Source organism: Bacillus oleivorans (assembly GCF_900207585.1).
Classification (GTDB): Bacteria; Bacillota; Bacilli; order Bacillales; family JC228; genus Bacillus_BF; species Bacillus_BF oleivorans.
Map to the genome: position 1 here is coordinate 1 of NZ_OAOP01000017.1, position 14,463 is coordinate 14,463.

Here is a 14,463-nt window from a genome sequence, read left to right on the forward strand (position 1 = left end):
GCGGTACCCCTAATAGAATATAATAGCTTTATTGAAGTTCTTAGCTAGATAAAAGTTATAGTAATCCTTAGAACTAAAAAGTGAGAAAGAATGGTTGACTTAATATTTAAACTAAAGCTATACATTAATACTATATCCTTTTTAAAAGGGGAGTAGCTTTTACACCAAAGTCGTCATTTCGGAGATTTCTAATCTCTCGGCTTTGTTGGCAGCGAATTCGTTGTTAGCAAGACCTTTGCCTATTGGTAAAGGTCTTTTTGTTTTTCCAGATCTGAGTTGCATGAATAGGACTTTTTGATATCAAACTATAGAAAGAATGGTGAGAAGGATTATGAAAAGAAAAGCATCCTTTGTGGAGTTGGTCAAAAAAAAATAAAGAGGATCTCTTGAAAGATAAAAAGCAGGTTGCAAAAATAGAGGAACGGCTCGATGCAAGACATGTAATGCCCAAAAAATAAGTGGCTAAAGATCCCGAAATAAAAACAGGAAGACATTCATGATTCTGAGAAATATAGGGCACTATTAGGAATAGGATCAACACAGATCGATCTTATACTTGAAAAGGAAACATATAGGGCAGGTGAGCAGGTAAAGGGATATTTCTTGATTAAAGGTGGAACTATATTACAACAACTGAAACGGATCGATTGTGATTTGGTCCTAATGGATAGGGAGGAGAAAAACGAAGAAATCGTTGATTCTGTTACTATTTTAACAACCAAGTGTATTCAGGCAGATGCTATCTTTTCCGGCTACCGAACTCTACCCGAGTATCGACAGCCACATTATCTTATCGATTTAAAACAAGACTAGCTTTCAAAAAAAGTCTAGAAAGCTTGGATCAGGATGCTATTCGGATCACTGAGGATATTAGAAATAATGACACAGCTAGAACTATTTTTAGACATAGAACTATTTAATAGGAGGAAAATTTAATTGGAACTTTCAATTTTATTAGAATATGGATGGGTATTGCTATTATTAATCGCCATCGAAGGCTTGTTGGCAGCGGATAATGCGCTTGTACTGGCCATTATGGTAAAGCATCTTCCTGAGGACGAAAGAAAAAAAGCACTTTTCTATGGACTAGTAGGTGCCTTCGTTTTCCGCTTTGGTTCATTATTCATCATTTCTTTCCTTGTCGATGTTTGGCAGGTACAGGCTATAGGTGCTTTATACCTGTTATTCATCGCAATCAATCATATTTTGAGGAAACTCGTCATTAAAAATAAAGATGTGAATAAGGCAAAAAAGGAAGAAAAGAAATCCGGTTTTTGGGGAACAGTTTTTAAAGTAGAATTGGCAGATATTGCTTTTGCTGTTGACTCAATTTTGGCTGCTGTTGCGCTGGCTATGACCCTTCCGAACACAAATATTCCGAACATTGGGGGTATGGATGGTGGTAAGTTCCTCGTCATTTTTGCCGGTGGATTAATCGGTTTAATTATCATGCGTTTCGCTGCTAACTTCTTTGTGAAATTGCTTCATGCAAAGCCAGGTCTTGAAATTGCCGCTTTTGCGATTGTCGGCTGGGTTGGTGTAAAACTTGCCGTCTTTACATTAGGACATCCAGATGTCGGAATTATTTCATATGAATTTGCACATTCAACAGAATGGAAGCTCATCTTCTATACTGTTTTGATTGGGATTGCCGCAGCTGGCTGGTTTCTGACTAAAAAAACGGACGAAAAACAGCCTTCGGAATAACTTAGATTGTTAAAATACGAGATTTTTGAGGAAAGAGCCGGAAGGGGATTCAGATAAACCGGTTCTTTTTTTTGCATAAAAATCCCTGAAGAAAGAAGAAAACCCTCATGTTAAATATTTAGATCACAAATCAGCTGCGATAGCTTTATTTCAATACATTGAAGGCTGGTATAATCGTAAAAGGATTCATGGTAGTTTGGGATATAAAACACCACAAGAGATCGAGAACTCCATTAGGGTACCCTTTGATTGAACGTAATTCCGAAATTCTTCACTGGTATATTGAGAGCCTAAATCTGTATGCAGAATAAGCCCATTTGCTGGGTTTTGTGCCAAATATGCGTTATCTAATGCTTTCATCACTAAGTCTGTATTCATGATTTGTGAAAAAGAGTATCCAACAACTTTTTTAGAGTGCAAATCCATTACAGAAGCTAAATAGCACCATCCATCTTTAAGAGTGTGGATATAAGTAATATCAGCTACCCATTTTTCATTAATAGTCGTAGTAGTAAAGTCGCGGTCTAACAGGTTTTCGCGTTCTTTTATCGATTGCTTACTTGAATAAGGCCTAGTGACAGGGTAGCTGCTCTAGTCCGCAGGATTTCTTCCAGTAAAATTAATTTACTTATTTAATATGGTAATAAAAGAGAAATCCTTGAAATTACCATGAGAGTCCTAATTCATCGCAATAAACATCTGCTTCAATAAAACAATTCTTCATATCAGCCTCACTATCTAATTCAGCGAGAATATCATACACTGTCTTTTTTAACGCATCGACAGTTGTATAAGGGACGTAGATTATATACTCGTTAGCTATGATCTCCATTTTGTAATTATCTTTTAGGATCTGCTCGACACTTTCTCTTACCTTTCCTTTGCTACGTACAAATTTATTGTTATTTTCTATTCGCAGCCACATTCTTATTTTTGCAGTGTTTTCTATATCAATATGAGCTTGTTCCTCTTTGCTTTGCCTTGTTGTTCGTATGTAACGATATAGTGTTGCTTGACTTATTCCGGTCATTTCCACAATCTCGCTAATACTGTATTCCTTAGAGTTATATAGATTAAGAGCTTTCTTTATCTGTTTTTCTTTCACTTTTGTACGGCCGCCATTTCTTCCTCTGGCTCTTGCACTCTCTAACCCCTCTTTTGTTCGTTGAGCAATTAGGTCTCTTTCGAATTGGCTGAATGCTTGAAAAACAGTAAGCATCAGTTTCCCTTGTGGTGTATTCGTATCAAAATTCTCTTTTATGCTAATCAATTTTACATTTTTGCTTTCAAAGTACTCAACTAACTCGATCAAATCTTTTGTACTTCGACCTAATCTCGAAAAACTCTCTACCACAATCGAATCTCCGCTTTATAGTTAACTAAAAATATATAGGATATACATTTGTTTTTTCTACTTTATTCAAATCTGAGTTTAATAGATTTCTTGCATTAGAACGAGGCTTCCTAGTTATATTTTATAAAACTCACTGTGTAAAAATCCGGGTTTCCGAAAGAGACTATTATCCTAATGTTACCACATATATTTCCAGCAATATTCTATATCGTTTTCAGAAAATTGTTGATAGAATCTTTTCTGTATAAATAAAGATAGAAAAACAGGGGGATAATCATGTTCAAATTAAACAAAATGAAGGGAAAAAAAGCATTTTTAGCAATTCTTCTCATTTCCTTCATCATTTCAGGCCTTTTTGGTATAGCGCCAGCCCAAGCCTCAACAGTATCATACGCTTCTATTTCTGTCGATGGAAAGCTTATTAAGACGAGCTATTATATGCAAAATGGTCGTTTGATGGTACCAGATATATTTTTCAAGCATACAGGTGCTACTGTTGATCGGAATGAAAAATATCAATCTATCGCTATTGAGAGAAATAATATTGTTGCCCTGCCATTAGGTAAAACATATATGGACTATTACATTAAGGAAAAAAACAAATGGATCCGTGAGTCCCTAGCTACGACAACAACCACAATTGATGGACGACCATATGTTCCGTTATTAGTGACTGCACAGAAGTTGGGAATGACCGTTACCTATGATCCTAAGATTTACAGAACCTTTATTCAGACAAACACGCCAGAAGCGAATAAGCCAATCGCTTATGAAAAAGCCGAAACAACTAAAAAGCAGATTGCATTAACTTTTGATGACGGTCCTGACAAACTTATTACACCTCAAATTTTAGATATATTAAAAGAAAAAGGTGTTCCCGCGACGTTTTTCGTTGTTGGAGAGCAAGTTTCCTATTTTCCACAATTGGCAAAACGAATGGTAGACGAGGGACATACCATTGCAAATCACACTTGGGATCATCCGGAACTTTCAAAACTATATACGTCCCAGGTTATTCAGCAACTTAAATCTACGAACGAAATAATTGAAAAGGTAACAGGAGTAAAAGCTACATTAATTAGGCCGCCATATGGCGATTTTACATCTGCAGATGCCCTTATATTTGAAAGACTAGGATTTAAAAACATTCTTTGGTCAGTAGATACACTCGATTGGAGTGGTACATCCGCAGAAGAAATTATGACGATTCTGAATAGGGATAAATCACCTGGTGGAATTGTCTTGCAGGGGTAAGTGAACGATTCGAAGAATGAACCGCCACATCTGAAAATATTCCCATTTACAAATAGAAACCGAGGGTTTTATTTGTAAAATAATGTCTTATGACATGAAAAGGAAGGAATCGTTGTCGTACCCCTTAAAGAGATGCATATCTATCTTTATTTCTCACTTTATTGAAGACAAACTGCTGTCTCTTGCAATAGGAACATCAAATGGAAGTTTTGGGGGTTTACGATTAAAGTCAATTCGATATTTACCGAACCGATTAACATGTGCCGTAACATATGGGCTTAAATAAGACAACCATTCTTCCTCATACTCATTCCCTTCTTGAATATAATCCTGGAGAATACGAGATAAAGAGAACACATTATAAAAGATCAAACTATTTGCTACGAGATGATTATATTTAATCACTTTCCGTTGTTTCTCGCGATCATTTTCTGCAATAATACCAAGTCCACCAAAGAACAACCATTTGGTAAATCCATTAAACGCTTCACTTTTATTAGTAGCAGACTGAATCGTACTTCTTAAATCCTCATCTGCCATATATTGAAGAAGAAACAGGGTACGAATGACTCTTCCAAGTTCCCGAAACGCTTTATATAGAATATTCTTTTGACTATAGGTTCCCAGTTTATTAAGGATGATTGAAGGAGTAATTTTCCCTGATTTAATCGACATCGCCACTCGAAGCATATCTTCATAATGATCTTCGATCAGTTTCCAATCAATTTCGTCTGAAAACAAATCGTCGATGTTTTCATACACATCTTCTTTGGTTGGGCAGAACATCTTTAAATCCTTCCAGTTACGGATCCGGGGCATCAGTTGAATACCGAGAAGCGCAGAGAGTCCGAAGACGGTTACACTTTGCCCTTGTGTATCGGAATAAAGAATTTCGGGCTGAATGTCCACTTTTCCTTCATTCATTAGAATGTCTAGGATATGAATTCCTTCCCAAACCCCACAAGGAATAAAGTTACTGAACAAAGCAATATAGGTATCTGATACATGATAATATCCTATCCCACCATATCCTCCATAGCGAATATGATTTTCTGAGAGCAAATTTTGTTCATATAAGTCCCACATGGTTCCATCCGCAGAAGCACGCTTACCATCTCCCCAATGTTTCGGGAGATCAAACTGGTTATAAGCATTAATAATGTATCGAATAGCTTTATCCAAATCCTCATTGGTCACATGATATTGGTTAATCCGAGCAATTTGTTTTCGATCCAGTTCTCCCAATGAACGAGACGTTTGAGTAGGACCTAGGTTGCATCCATAGCAAAAGGTATTCACTAAGTATCGTTCGACAGGATTTTCTATTCTGGCTTCATGCCCTGAGATCGGACCAAAGAAGCGAGTCCAATTAAGCCAATGCTCCGTATCTGCTAATACATCTAGTACATTGATTGGTTCAAGTTTTTGAGCAATATAAGCTTCCAAGGTTTTCAATCCTGGGGGAAGCTTTTTCTTTTTGATCTTGCTAATGACAACTTCGCCATTTTCAATACGTACTTGTTCATTACGTGGAAAGGATTGATCGGTCTGTCGAGCCACATTTTGAAATCGCTTACGCATCTTTTGGATAAAATCATTTGCAATAGGGAATAAGTTAACTTGCTCACAAAATTCTTCCACACTCTCCTCATACTCTTCCCATGAAATCAGCTGTTCCCGATAATCGGCATACTTTTCGCTACCTTCAATGTACAAGTTTCCTGCTTTTAACTCCAGTATGATTTGTGAGAAGAAACACACTTCAAAGTGACGACGGTTTACTTCCTCAGGTCTAGTTTCTTTCTTTCGTTTGCGACTGAGCCATCTCCACCAGCTATCAGGAACCCAGGATAAGTCAATTAAAGGAGTTACTTCTTTTTTCCATGGACCAATTTTCTCCACGTGAACCACTGAAATCCATTCCTTACGAGTATACTGATGGGATAACAGAAACGACACAGATTCTTCAATAGCTGTATCTTGATTAGTAGAACGTAAGGGTAAAGATTTTATAATTTTAAAGAAAGTTGAGCGATGACTCTTAAAAAACCGCCATAAGAATAAAAAGTAGTTGTCTCCACTAAGTGCTAAATGATTTTCACAATCACGCAATACCTGTTCTTCTCGATCTCCAAGCACTTTCTGCATCGCTTGAATGCGCTCTTCAGCTTCGCCTTCAAGTTGGTAAGCCAACAGTAAATGATGAAGCGTTTCAACCAATGAATCGGTTTTCCTTTGTGTCTTTTCTTTATAGTCTTTCAAAAATTGACGACCTTTTTTATGAATACTCATCATGCGTTTAATCATGGTTTCAGCAATATCATCTAATACTTTTGAATATTGAACATAAACAAGTGAAACCGCAAGAGCGTAGCGTTTATCTCCTTTCATTTTCATCATCCGACCTGCATCTAAGGTTTTCGCTTCTGCTGCCATTTGTTTGATTTTGATGATAGGGATTTCTTTCAATGCTTCACGGGGGATTTGTTGTTGTTTCAACCAGTCACGATGAGCAATCAAATCCTTTAGATGAGATAACTTTGCACTTTTCGCATCTTCTTTTAACTTATTCCATAGGCTATAAGTCGATCCTTCTGTGGATTGGAAAAGTTCATTGATCGTTTCTTTTTGTCCTTCACTCAATCTAACGTTGATCTGTTCATAGATCACACGATATGATTTCTTACGAACTTCGTTCGCTGCTTCTTTTAATGTGTTATAAACAGGGAGTTCATAACATTGGCAAATTAATTCTTCGATAGCTGCGTTAACGAGGTCAGCAGGTTCATCTTTGCTCCAAGACAGTTTGCCCATCGTATCGATCATGAATTGACGAGCTTGCTCATTAAAAGGGCGAATTTGTAGGTAATCTCGAACGAAACGATAGTGCCTTTGGCATGTTCTAGATTCACAATAGGCTATCCAATCTTCCTTGCTAGGTAGAGGTAATTGTACTCTACTGGCAATATACTCAATGATCGTTTGAGGGATATCTAACATTCGAGGAAAAAAACCTAGCTTTTGCACGGTCTTAATCAGCACCAATAATCCTAACTGTTGAATATTTCCTCTAGACTTAGTATCTGTCCACTCAATTTCTTCTCTTCTAGGAGTATAGACTTCTTGTAAGTCTTGTTCAGTTAAACTACTCTTAATTCGAGGGTAAATGGTATCTTGAATACTAGGCAATAGAGTTCCCTTCTTTGCTACGTCTATTTTTCTGACTTTTTAGTTTATTTAATGATAAAATAAAAACCTACCCATATATATGGTAGGTTGATTCCTTATATGGAAAAATTTTTAGATGTGGCGGTTGAAAGTCGTTTTGGTTGCCGTACCCCAAATAGGCGCTTCTAGAAGTCTCGATTCATTCCCATAAACGATTGAGGGAATTAACAAAAACATTACGAGGGCAAAAAAGATTTTTTTCTTACTAAACAATGTTGACACCTCCAGAAAAGTCTTAATCAAATATAGTTTTCCTTAAGAGGTGTCTATTTATTTATTTTATTCTTTATTAATTGGCATAGAAAATTATATAGTTAATGAAAATAAGCGAAAGGACTCTTAATTTTGATAAAATAAGGATTAGCATTTAATAGGGGTGTGAATTATCAAATGGCTAATGAATTTGCACAACTTGCTGTTTCACCATTGTATATTTTAATGGTTGTATTAAGTATTTTATATTTAATCTTTTTAAGAGAAGACAAAGGTTGTATTACGACTTTCGGAAGAATAGCTTCTGTGGTGTATATTCTTATATATCTATTAGCACTGTATTTATTTATATTTTAATCTTCAATTATAAGGAGCATTCACGGCTGCGGCGGCGACTTGACCAACGCTGCCGGATTAGATGCAATATGCCAGGGATTAAGAATGACAAGTGACAATGATCATGAGGCGTTAGAGAAAGGATAAATAATCTACGAGGCCCTCTATGTACAACTGGCTGTTGAAGATCTTCCAGCGCCCGGGAGAAGCCGCGTATAAGCCGGCATGACAACGAGGTTATGATCGAAGCCTAGCCTTTGTCTCTGCGTCCTGGTAAAACGCTCCATGTGCTGCCGCTGACTTCTGGTTATTTATCCTCATCTTTTTGTTTTTGCGGCACAAACTTATATTCACCCGTATCATTGAAATGAATATTGATTTTCAAATGACGAATTGCGTCATTATGAAGAACGAATGAATGGTCATCGGCCATCTGTTGCCATACACGCGGATTGGATCGATACAGTGTATCTCCCAGGTTCAACACGTCGGTATGGATGCGGATACCTTCGCGAAAAACATGGAGGATTTGACCTTCCAAAAGTTTTGTATATCGTTCCATCAACTCATTTTCCGTCATGGCTTCGCGCAGTTCGACAAGATACGCGTCCAATGTAATCGTCATGTCAAAATAGGCTTTGTCCCATTTCGCCTGAGGTCGAATATGGATGCGCGGTTTTTTAAACAGCATGACGGCCGAAATATCATCGTCGGACAATAAAGCAACGGGATAGCTTTGCGTCTTTGGATTCACCCATTGCCAGCCCGTAAGATCGGTTCGACTGATCCAGCCGTTCCATCGTTTCGTTTGGAACAGATCCGCGCCATCAATTTCCAAAAGCTTCATGTTTTTACCGTCCTCTCTCCAAAAAGCGGCGTTTAATGTCAATGACGGCAAATAACTTGACCTGGCCTTATCTTTTAATGAACGTATAAATTGATACAAGCGGACGGGGGAAATCGAGGAGCTTTGGCGATACTGATCTTTCGGTTCATGCAACAGGGTGTAAAGCGGAGAAAATTTGAAAAAGGTTTGGGCTTTGAAGATATCTTCGATATTTTCTTTTGTGCTGAATATCCATGTATTGTACCGTATTTCTTTATAGCGATTCGTAAACTCCAGAAATTCCAGATGTTTGTCCGCCTTCAATACATTGTCGGTAACGACGATCGTCGATACCTGTTCCCAAAAAAGCGCTTGTTGAGATGCAGCTTGCAGTTTGTTGGCCGCATCCCAAAGGCTTTTTCCCGCCGCTTTCCCTACATAACTGGTTGGCTGTTTTGTTTTTGCCTGCCCTTCCGATTTGGCTGCATCCGAAAAGTCTAACATCTGAGCATAAAGAACATACTCTCCATCTTTGTAGTCGGCTCCAATAGCCGTAACATAATGGATCGTTTGGATTTCTAACGAGCCCCAGCATCCTGTCGTCAGAAGCAAGCTCGCTCCCGCGACCAAGATTAAAATCGCCTTCATGATGAGTCCTCCTCTGCTTTCCGGGTTGAATCTTGCGTATTCACGGCATTCGGACGTTTCCGCCGCCAAGCCCATGGAAGATTGAACAGGGCTTGAGGCAAGTCTGCCCTGTCCAGCGGCGACAAAGGAGATAAATAAGGTAATCCGAAAGACTGCAGGGTGGAAAGATAGGAAAGCAGCAGTACCACTCCGCAAAAAAAACCGTATAAACCGAAGGCGGCAGAAACAAAGAAAAGGCCAAACCGCAGTATACTGACCGTAGCATTCAACGAATGATTCGGCACCATAGAGCCGAACACATGGGTAATCGCGGCGATAACCAGAACACTGGGCGACATAAACCCTGCCCGAATCGTGGCATCGCCAATAATCAGTCCTCCTACGACAGTAATCGTTTGTCCTAATGAAGCAGGCAACCGCGCTCCCGCCTCACGAAAAGCTTCCAGGAAAATCAGCGTCAGAAACATTTCTTGAGCGACAGAGAATGGGAGGCCCAGCCGCTGTACCGAAATGGTAGCCAATAGCAATATTGGTATTTGTTCGATGTGAAAGCTTAGCAGCGCAGTCCATAGCGCGGGCAATAACAGAGCTGTCAAAATCCCGACTATTCTGAGCCCTCTTGCTACAGCAACGCTCAGCGCGGGATAATGGATATCTTCTGCGGTCTTCAACAGTAAGAAGACGTCGGCCGGCGCAATTAGGGCGCTGGGCGTACCCTCCGTTAGAACGACGCAACGACCGCTCAGCAGCGAGGCCACGGCGAAATCGGGCCGTCCTGTATAGGCCATCATCGGGAATATGGATTTCGGAGTCGAAAGCATTTCTTGCAGCTGCCCGGCGCTGCATATCCCGTCATATTTGATACCCTGCAGTTTCGTTCGAAGATTGTCAACCAGCGCCGCGTTCGCAACATCTTGCAAATAAAGCAATCCGATTCGGGTTTGCGTGCGCTGTCCGACCGTTACCTGTTCATAACATAAGGAGCCTGTTCTCATGCGCTTGCGAATTAAAGCGACATTGGTCGCAATCTCTTCCACAAAACCGTCTTTAGGACCTTTGATCGACACATCGATACTGGATTCTTCCGGTTTTCGCTGAGGCACCTTGGCCATATCCCATGCATACACGCACTGTTGAACAGGCGTAAAAATAATGAGTTTTCCATCCAGCACATGCTGTACGATTTGCCGTCTCAACATCAGCCCGTTGCCCGTTACCTTCTCTAGCGGCAGCTCATCATTGCGGGTCATGGAGTCGCCATTGAAGCCTGTTGTTCTAAAGAGCCGCCTTAAACGCGGCAGAACGATGTCTTTCCATTCCCTTGGATCCGTCAACCCTTCGCAATAAAGCAATAAAACAGAGGAGTTCGGATTCTGCCTGTCACACAGGCAAGAAACAGATTTGACATCGGCGGAATTTTGAAATAAACCGGTGATCTCCTGTTCGGTCAAGCCCAGGTCATTCGCGCAAGCATCGTTGGAATGCCCGATTTTCTGTTCCGCAGGCAACGAAGCAGGTGGATAAGACCGCTTTCGGAACCATTGCATCAACCAGTTCTTCATGATCCCCTCATCCTCCATCTTGAAATCCATGTTTTTCCCGCAAACAAGAAGGTGAGTCCGATTACCAGGACGAAGGTGGATGGGAAATACATCGTTTTTAGAAATTGCAAAAACCGTACGTCACTTATCGGCGCCAAAATGGCAATAAGCAGAGTTCCGGTCGCAAGCAGCAGAAGCGGCGTTCTGTTTTTCGGTTTCCACACATCCGCAATGATGAAGAGGGAAAGCGAAAGGCGAATGAATTCTCCGGATACCCACTGATAGATTGCAAAAACATCCAAATGTTCTATGTACTTTCCCAGTTCGAGAACACGCCACTGTTCAAATGCCGGATATCTCTGCAAAGCAGCTTCCTCTGCCCCATAAATCGAAATCGCTCCCATTAAAGGGCCTATTGTCAATCCGGCGAGCGAAAAAATCATGAACAGCACGCCGGCGAATGAAGGGCGATTGATCAGACGATGTTGAAAAAAAAGAAGAAGCACAAGCTCGAAAATTCCGCTCGCCGCATATAGGCTGCCCCGCCAAACGGGAGCGAATCCATCGGCAAGGAGGGGGAGAACAAGACTGTAGTCTTTATGCTTGAAGTTGAAGGTCATAACAAATACTCCGAGAATCACCACAAATGGCAGCAAAATACCCGACGTAATCGCGATGGAACGAAGGCCCCCGGTTGCAAGAAAGAAACAGCAGGCTAATACGAGAAGAGCAAGCACGAATTTGGGTGTATGCGGCATATAAGTCGAATGGGTCCATACAATGAAATAAAAGAGGGTAACGTAACCCTGCAGCCATATGTAGATGCTGACTGCCGCAAGGATAATGACGGACAAGCCTTTGCCGAAATGGTGCTGCAACCAATCGGAGAACGGCTGTTGACCCTTGTGTTTCATGATATAGACTAGGCACGCCCCCCAAACAGGCAACAAGGCCAATACCATCCCAACGGAGACTACAGCATCTCTTCCCGCTGCGTCCAACAATATGGGAATCAAGACCACATGATTGAGAAGGCCGATCGAAAGTAAAAGAATGGAGTAACCTTGCAACGCAGAAATATTATTTTGAATTTTATCGTCACCTCCCGATCATCGCCTGACATTTTGTCCATGAAATATATAATTGTAATTTAACCATTCGAATCGAAAAAAATACCCAATAAAATGAATTTCCATTGACAGAGAGGAACACGTATACTAAATGTAAGGTTCAATCATAAAACGAACGATCTTCAAACCATTTTGCCGACTCGTTGCTTTCGCATTATGTGCATTGACAGGATGAAAAAGTAATTTCATTTTGCTAAATAAGTTGAAGATAAATCGGTATGTTCATTGGGATCACATTCGCCCATATGAAGTAGCGTTTTTTATTTGGAGGGATTTGAATGCTCTGTTCCATATCAAAAGGGGGAATTGGCAGATAAGCAAAATTTTAACGCAATGGGAGAAGGAATATTTGGGACGGGGGTCGGTATTGGTCAAAACGGACATCATGCGCAATATGATTATTGTGGGACTTAAAGGGATATTAACTCTCGCTGAACCAAAAATTGGCCGGGACATCGGAGGGTATGCTGTCTGTAAAGCGCATCAGGGCAGATTTGGTGGAATCGGGAAGAGAACAGCTTGGAAAGATGATCCTTGAGTTGACGGGGGAACAAGTCGTCAGCTTCCACACCGATATCAGCACGCGTACAGGGGAAAGAGTAATGGTGTTCGTGCTCTCCGATAATCTGGAGAAGAAATTAATTGAATAATGCGTATTGGCAGATGAATCGAAAGATCCGAGAGGATCCGTTGAAGTTAAGCCGGTAATTCAGGACACCCTGAAGTTACCGGTTATTTTTTTGCAAGGAGTTGAATTTACATCATGTTCGATATCGTTGTCGGGAATTTGTTGTCCCCAATTGTACTTTTTTTCGTATTGGGGCTGACCGCCTTGACGCTACCCCAATAAGAATAAATAAAAGTAAAATAAATATGATGTATGAAGATTATTTCAAACACCTCGCAAAAACAACGAATTTCTCATGTTACTCAATTTAAATATAAAAACCGATGCTCCCTTTCGGTGAAGGAAAAATCGGTTCTCTTATAATTTTCATTCATCGGAACATGAATGGTATTCAGTATTTTGGTCTGATCTAATCTTTATCAGGTAATTTAGAATTGGTTTTTTCGACCGCTTTACGAAGTCCTTTCGCTAATTTTTCTGCATCGTCATTCGCCCAAAAGTGAACGAAAAGGAGATGTGGTTCTTCAAATAACATGTGATTATGCACAGCTTCTACTTCGATGTCATGTTTTCGTAAAACACGTATTACTGAATTCACTTCTTCTGCTGTTAACACAAAATCTCCTGTAATCGCTGCATTTTGTCCACCAGTCGGTTGAAAGTTAATTGCTGTTGACGTCCCCATTGACGGAGGAATGACCATTCCGTTTTCTTTGATTTGTTCAGAGCGCGGGAAACTAATCTTGTAAACACCATTACTTAAAGATCCTTCCTTACCGAAAATTTGATCAAGCTTCTTCTTATCCAATGGAAATTCTCCATTAACCAATGGTTGGTTGGCATTGATTGGTGTGTTCGATTGATTAATTCCAGAACGAAGCGTTTTCGCTAACTCAGAGGGATTTCCATGCCGAAAGCCCCATGGCGCGTATCGGTATGCGGAAGGAAAATGGACGCTGAAAGAAGTCGTGGGCCACATCGCAGACGGAGAACGCGTCATGACCTACCGCCTGCTCCGAATCGCAAGAGGGGACCAGACGCCTCTGTCCGGTTTCGACCAGGAATTGTTCATGCCTCCTTTCGGGAGCTGGATAACCGCGCAATTGGCCGAAGACTACCGGGCCGTACGGCAATCGACGATCACACTGCTGCGCGGGTTACCGGCGGAGGCGTGGTCCTGCAAAGGCACAGCCAACAACGCAAACATTACGGCGCGTGCCCTCGCGTACGGCATCGCAGGACACGAGATTCATCACATGGGGGTCATCCGAAATCGGTATTTGAGTTAGTTGTCCGGAAGATCGGGACGGAAGCTGCGCGGAAAACGCGGCTTCCGTTCTTTCTTTATGGCAGCCTTCCCGCCCCGTTCATAGACTGATATGAAGAGAGGACAAGACGGGTTGAAAAAAGCAGCAGCGATTGGTTGCAGACTGGATTTTGTCTAAAAATGAAAAGCAAATAATAATCTCAAACAAGAAAAAATCAAGGCCTCTTCGTTAAGCTAACGAAGAACGAGAGCTCAATACATCATACGAATGACAAACAAGGATTGGTGGTTATTCCGCAAAAGGGCTCGATTGTTGAACAAGGGGTACCGT

11 protein-coding genes and 3 pseudogenes are annotated in these 14,463 nt (G+C 40.7%); 7 read left to right on the top strand and 7 right to left on the bottom strand.

The window, feature by feature from the left end:
* Nucleotides 1–350: 350 nt before the first annotated feature.
* The 4 genes and pseudogenes from CRO56_RS22610 to CRO56_RS22700 all read left to right on the top strand — a co-directional run.
* Complete coding sequence (locus CRO56_RS22610; RefSeq protein WP_101541070.1) at nt 351–458, top strand: FbpB family small basic protein; 108 nt, start codon at nt 351–353, stop codon at nt 456–458.
* Between the two features lie 94 nt (nt 459–552).
* Complete coding sequence (locus tag CRO56_RS23330) at nt 553–813, top strand: sporulation protein (protein ID WP_232233841.1); 261 nt, start codon at nt 553–555, stop codon at nt 811–813.
* A gap of 123 nt (nt 814–936) precedes the next feature.
* Nucleotides 937–1,707, top strand: coding sequence for a TerC family protein (locus tag CRO56_RS22120; RefSeq protein ID WP_026584832.1), 771 nt, complete (start codon nt 937–939; stop codon nt 1,705–1,707).
* A gap of 85 nt (nt 1,708–1,792) precedes the next feature.
* Nucleotides 1,793–1,960, top strand: a pseudogene (locus tag CRO56_RS22700) (IS3 family transposase); the annotation flags it as partial.
* On the opposite strand, the pseudogene CRO56_RS22125 reads toward CRO56_RS22700, so the two are convergent.
* Together CRO56_RS22125 and CRO56_RS22130 are read right to left on the bottom strand one after the other, a co-directional pair.
* A pseudogene (locus tag CRO56_RS22125) lies at nt 1,930–2,280 on the bottom strand (transposase); the annotation flags it as partial. The pseudogenes CRO56_RS22700 and CRO56_RS22125 sit on opposite strands and share 31 nt — an antisense overlap.
* 91 nt (nt 2,281–2,371) lie before the next feature.
* Complete coding sequence (locus CRO56_RS22130; RefSeq protein WP_084029004.1) at nt 2,372–3,064, bottom strand: recombinase family protein; 693 nt, start codon at nt 3,062–3,064, stop codon at nt 2,372–2,374.
* A gap of 273 nt (nt 3,065–3,337) precedes the next feature.
* On the opposite strand from CRO56_RS22130, the gene CRO56_RS22135 reads away from it, so the two are divergent.
* On the top strand, nt 3,338–4,315 hold the full coding sequence (locus CRO56_RS22135) for a polysaccharide deacetylase family protein (protein WP_051428413.1): 978 nt from the start codon (nt 3,338–3,340) through the stop codon (nt 4,313–4,315).
* A 153-nt stretch (nt 4,316–4,468) separates the two neighbouring features.
* On the opposite strand, the gene CRO56_RS22140 is transcribed toward CRO56_RS22135, so the two are convergent.
* The 4 genes from CRO56_RS22140 to CRO56_RS22160 form a co-directional block, all read right to left on the bottom strand.
* Nucleotides 4,469–7,504 carry a Tn3 family transposase gene (locus CRO56_RS22140; protein WP_026584833.1) on the bottom strand — a complete coding sequence of 1,012 codons (3,036 nt, stop codon included), beginning with the start codon at nt 7,502–7,504 and terminating at the stop codon, nt 4,469–4,471.
* 895 nt (nt 7,505–8,399) lie between these two features.
* Complete coding sequence (locus CRO56_RS22150) at nt 8,400–9,566, bottom strand: Ger(x)C family spore germination protein (protein ID WP_026584835.1); 1,167 nt, start codon at nt 9,564–9,566, stop codon at nt 8,400–8,402.
* Complete coding sequence (locus CRO56_RS22155; protein WP_034263222.1) at nt 9,563–11,128, bottom strand: spore germination protein; 1,566 nt, start codon at nt 11,126–11,128, stop codon at nt 9,563–9,565. Before CRO56_RS22155 ends, CRO56_RS22150 begins: the two co-directional genes overlap by 4 nt.
* Nucleotides 11,125–12,177, bottom strand: a complete 1,053-nt coding sequence (locus CRO56_RS22160) for an endospore germination permease (RefSeq protein ID WP_051428414.1) — start codon at nt 12,175–12,177, stop codon at nt 11,125–11,127. The genes CRO56_RS22155 and CRO56_RS22160 overlap by 4 nt, the downstream gene beginning before the upstream one ends.
* Nucleotides 12,178–12,520: 343 nt before the next feature.
* Between CRO56_RS22160 and CRO56_RS22165 the strand changes: the two are divergent.
* Nucleotides 12,521–12,887 (top strand): annotated as a pseudogene (locus tag CRO56_RS22165) (Na-translocating system protein MpsC family protein).
* Between the two features lie 387 nt (nt 12,888–13,274).
* On the opposite strand, the gene CRO56_RS22170 reads toward CRO56_RS22165, so the two are convergent.
* Nucleotides 13,275–13,844 (bottom strand): DUF1259 domain-containing protein, encoded by a 570-nt coding sequence (locus CRO56_RS22170; RefSeq protein ID WP_245856072.1) that lies wholly within the window; start codon nt 13,842–13,844, stop codon nt 13,275–13,277.
* Between CRO56_RS22170 and CRO56_RS22175 the strand changes: the two genes are divergently transcribed.
* Nucleotides 13,732–14,154: a DinB family protein gene (locus CRO56_RS22175; RefSeq protein ID WP_232233842.1), complete on the top strand. Its 423-nt coding sequence runs from the start codon at nt 13,732–13,734 to the stop codon at nt 14,152–14,154. The genes CRO56_RS22170 and CRO56_RS22175 overlap by 113 nt on opposite strands.
* Nucleotides 14,155–14,463 lie beyond the last annotated feature (309 nt).

Excerpts from the sequence above, each read along its gene's own strand:
- CRO56_RS22150 (WP_026584835.1), bottom strand. The coding sequence starts at position 9,566 with ATGAAGGCGATTTTAATCTTGGTCGCGGGAGCGAGCTTGCTTCTGACG.
- CRO56_RS22135 (WP_051428413.1), top strand. The coding sequence starts at position 3,338 with ATGTTCAAATTAAACAAAATGAAGGGAAAAAAAGCATTTTTAGCAATT.
- CRO56_RS22170 (WP_245856072.1), bottom strand. The coding sequence starts at position 13,844 with ATGTGGCCCACGACTTCTTTCAGCGTCCATTTTCCTTCCGCATACCGA.
- CRO56_RS22155 (WP_034263222.1), bottom strand. The coding sequence starts at position 11,128 with ATGAAGAACTGGTTGATGCAATGGTTCCGAAAGCGGTCTTATCCACCT.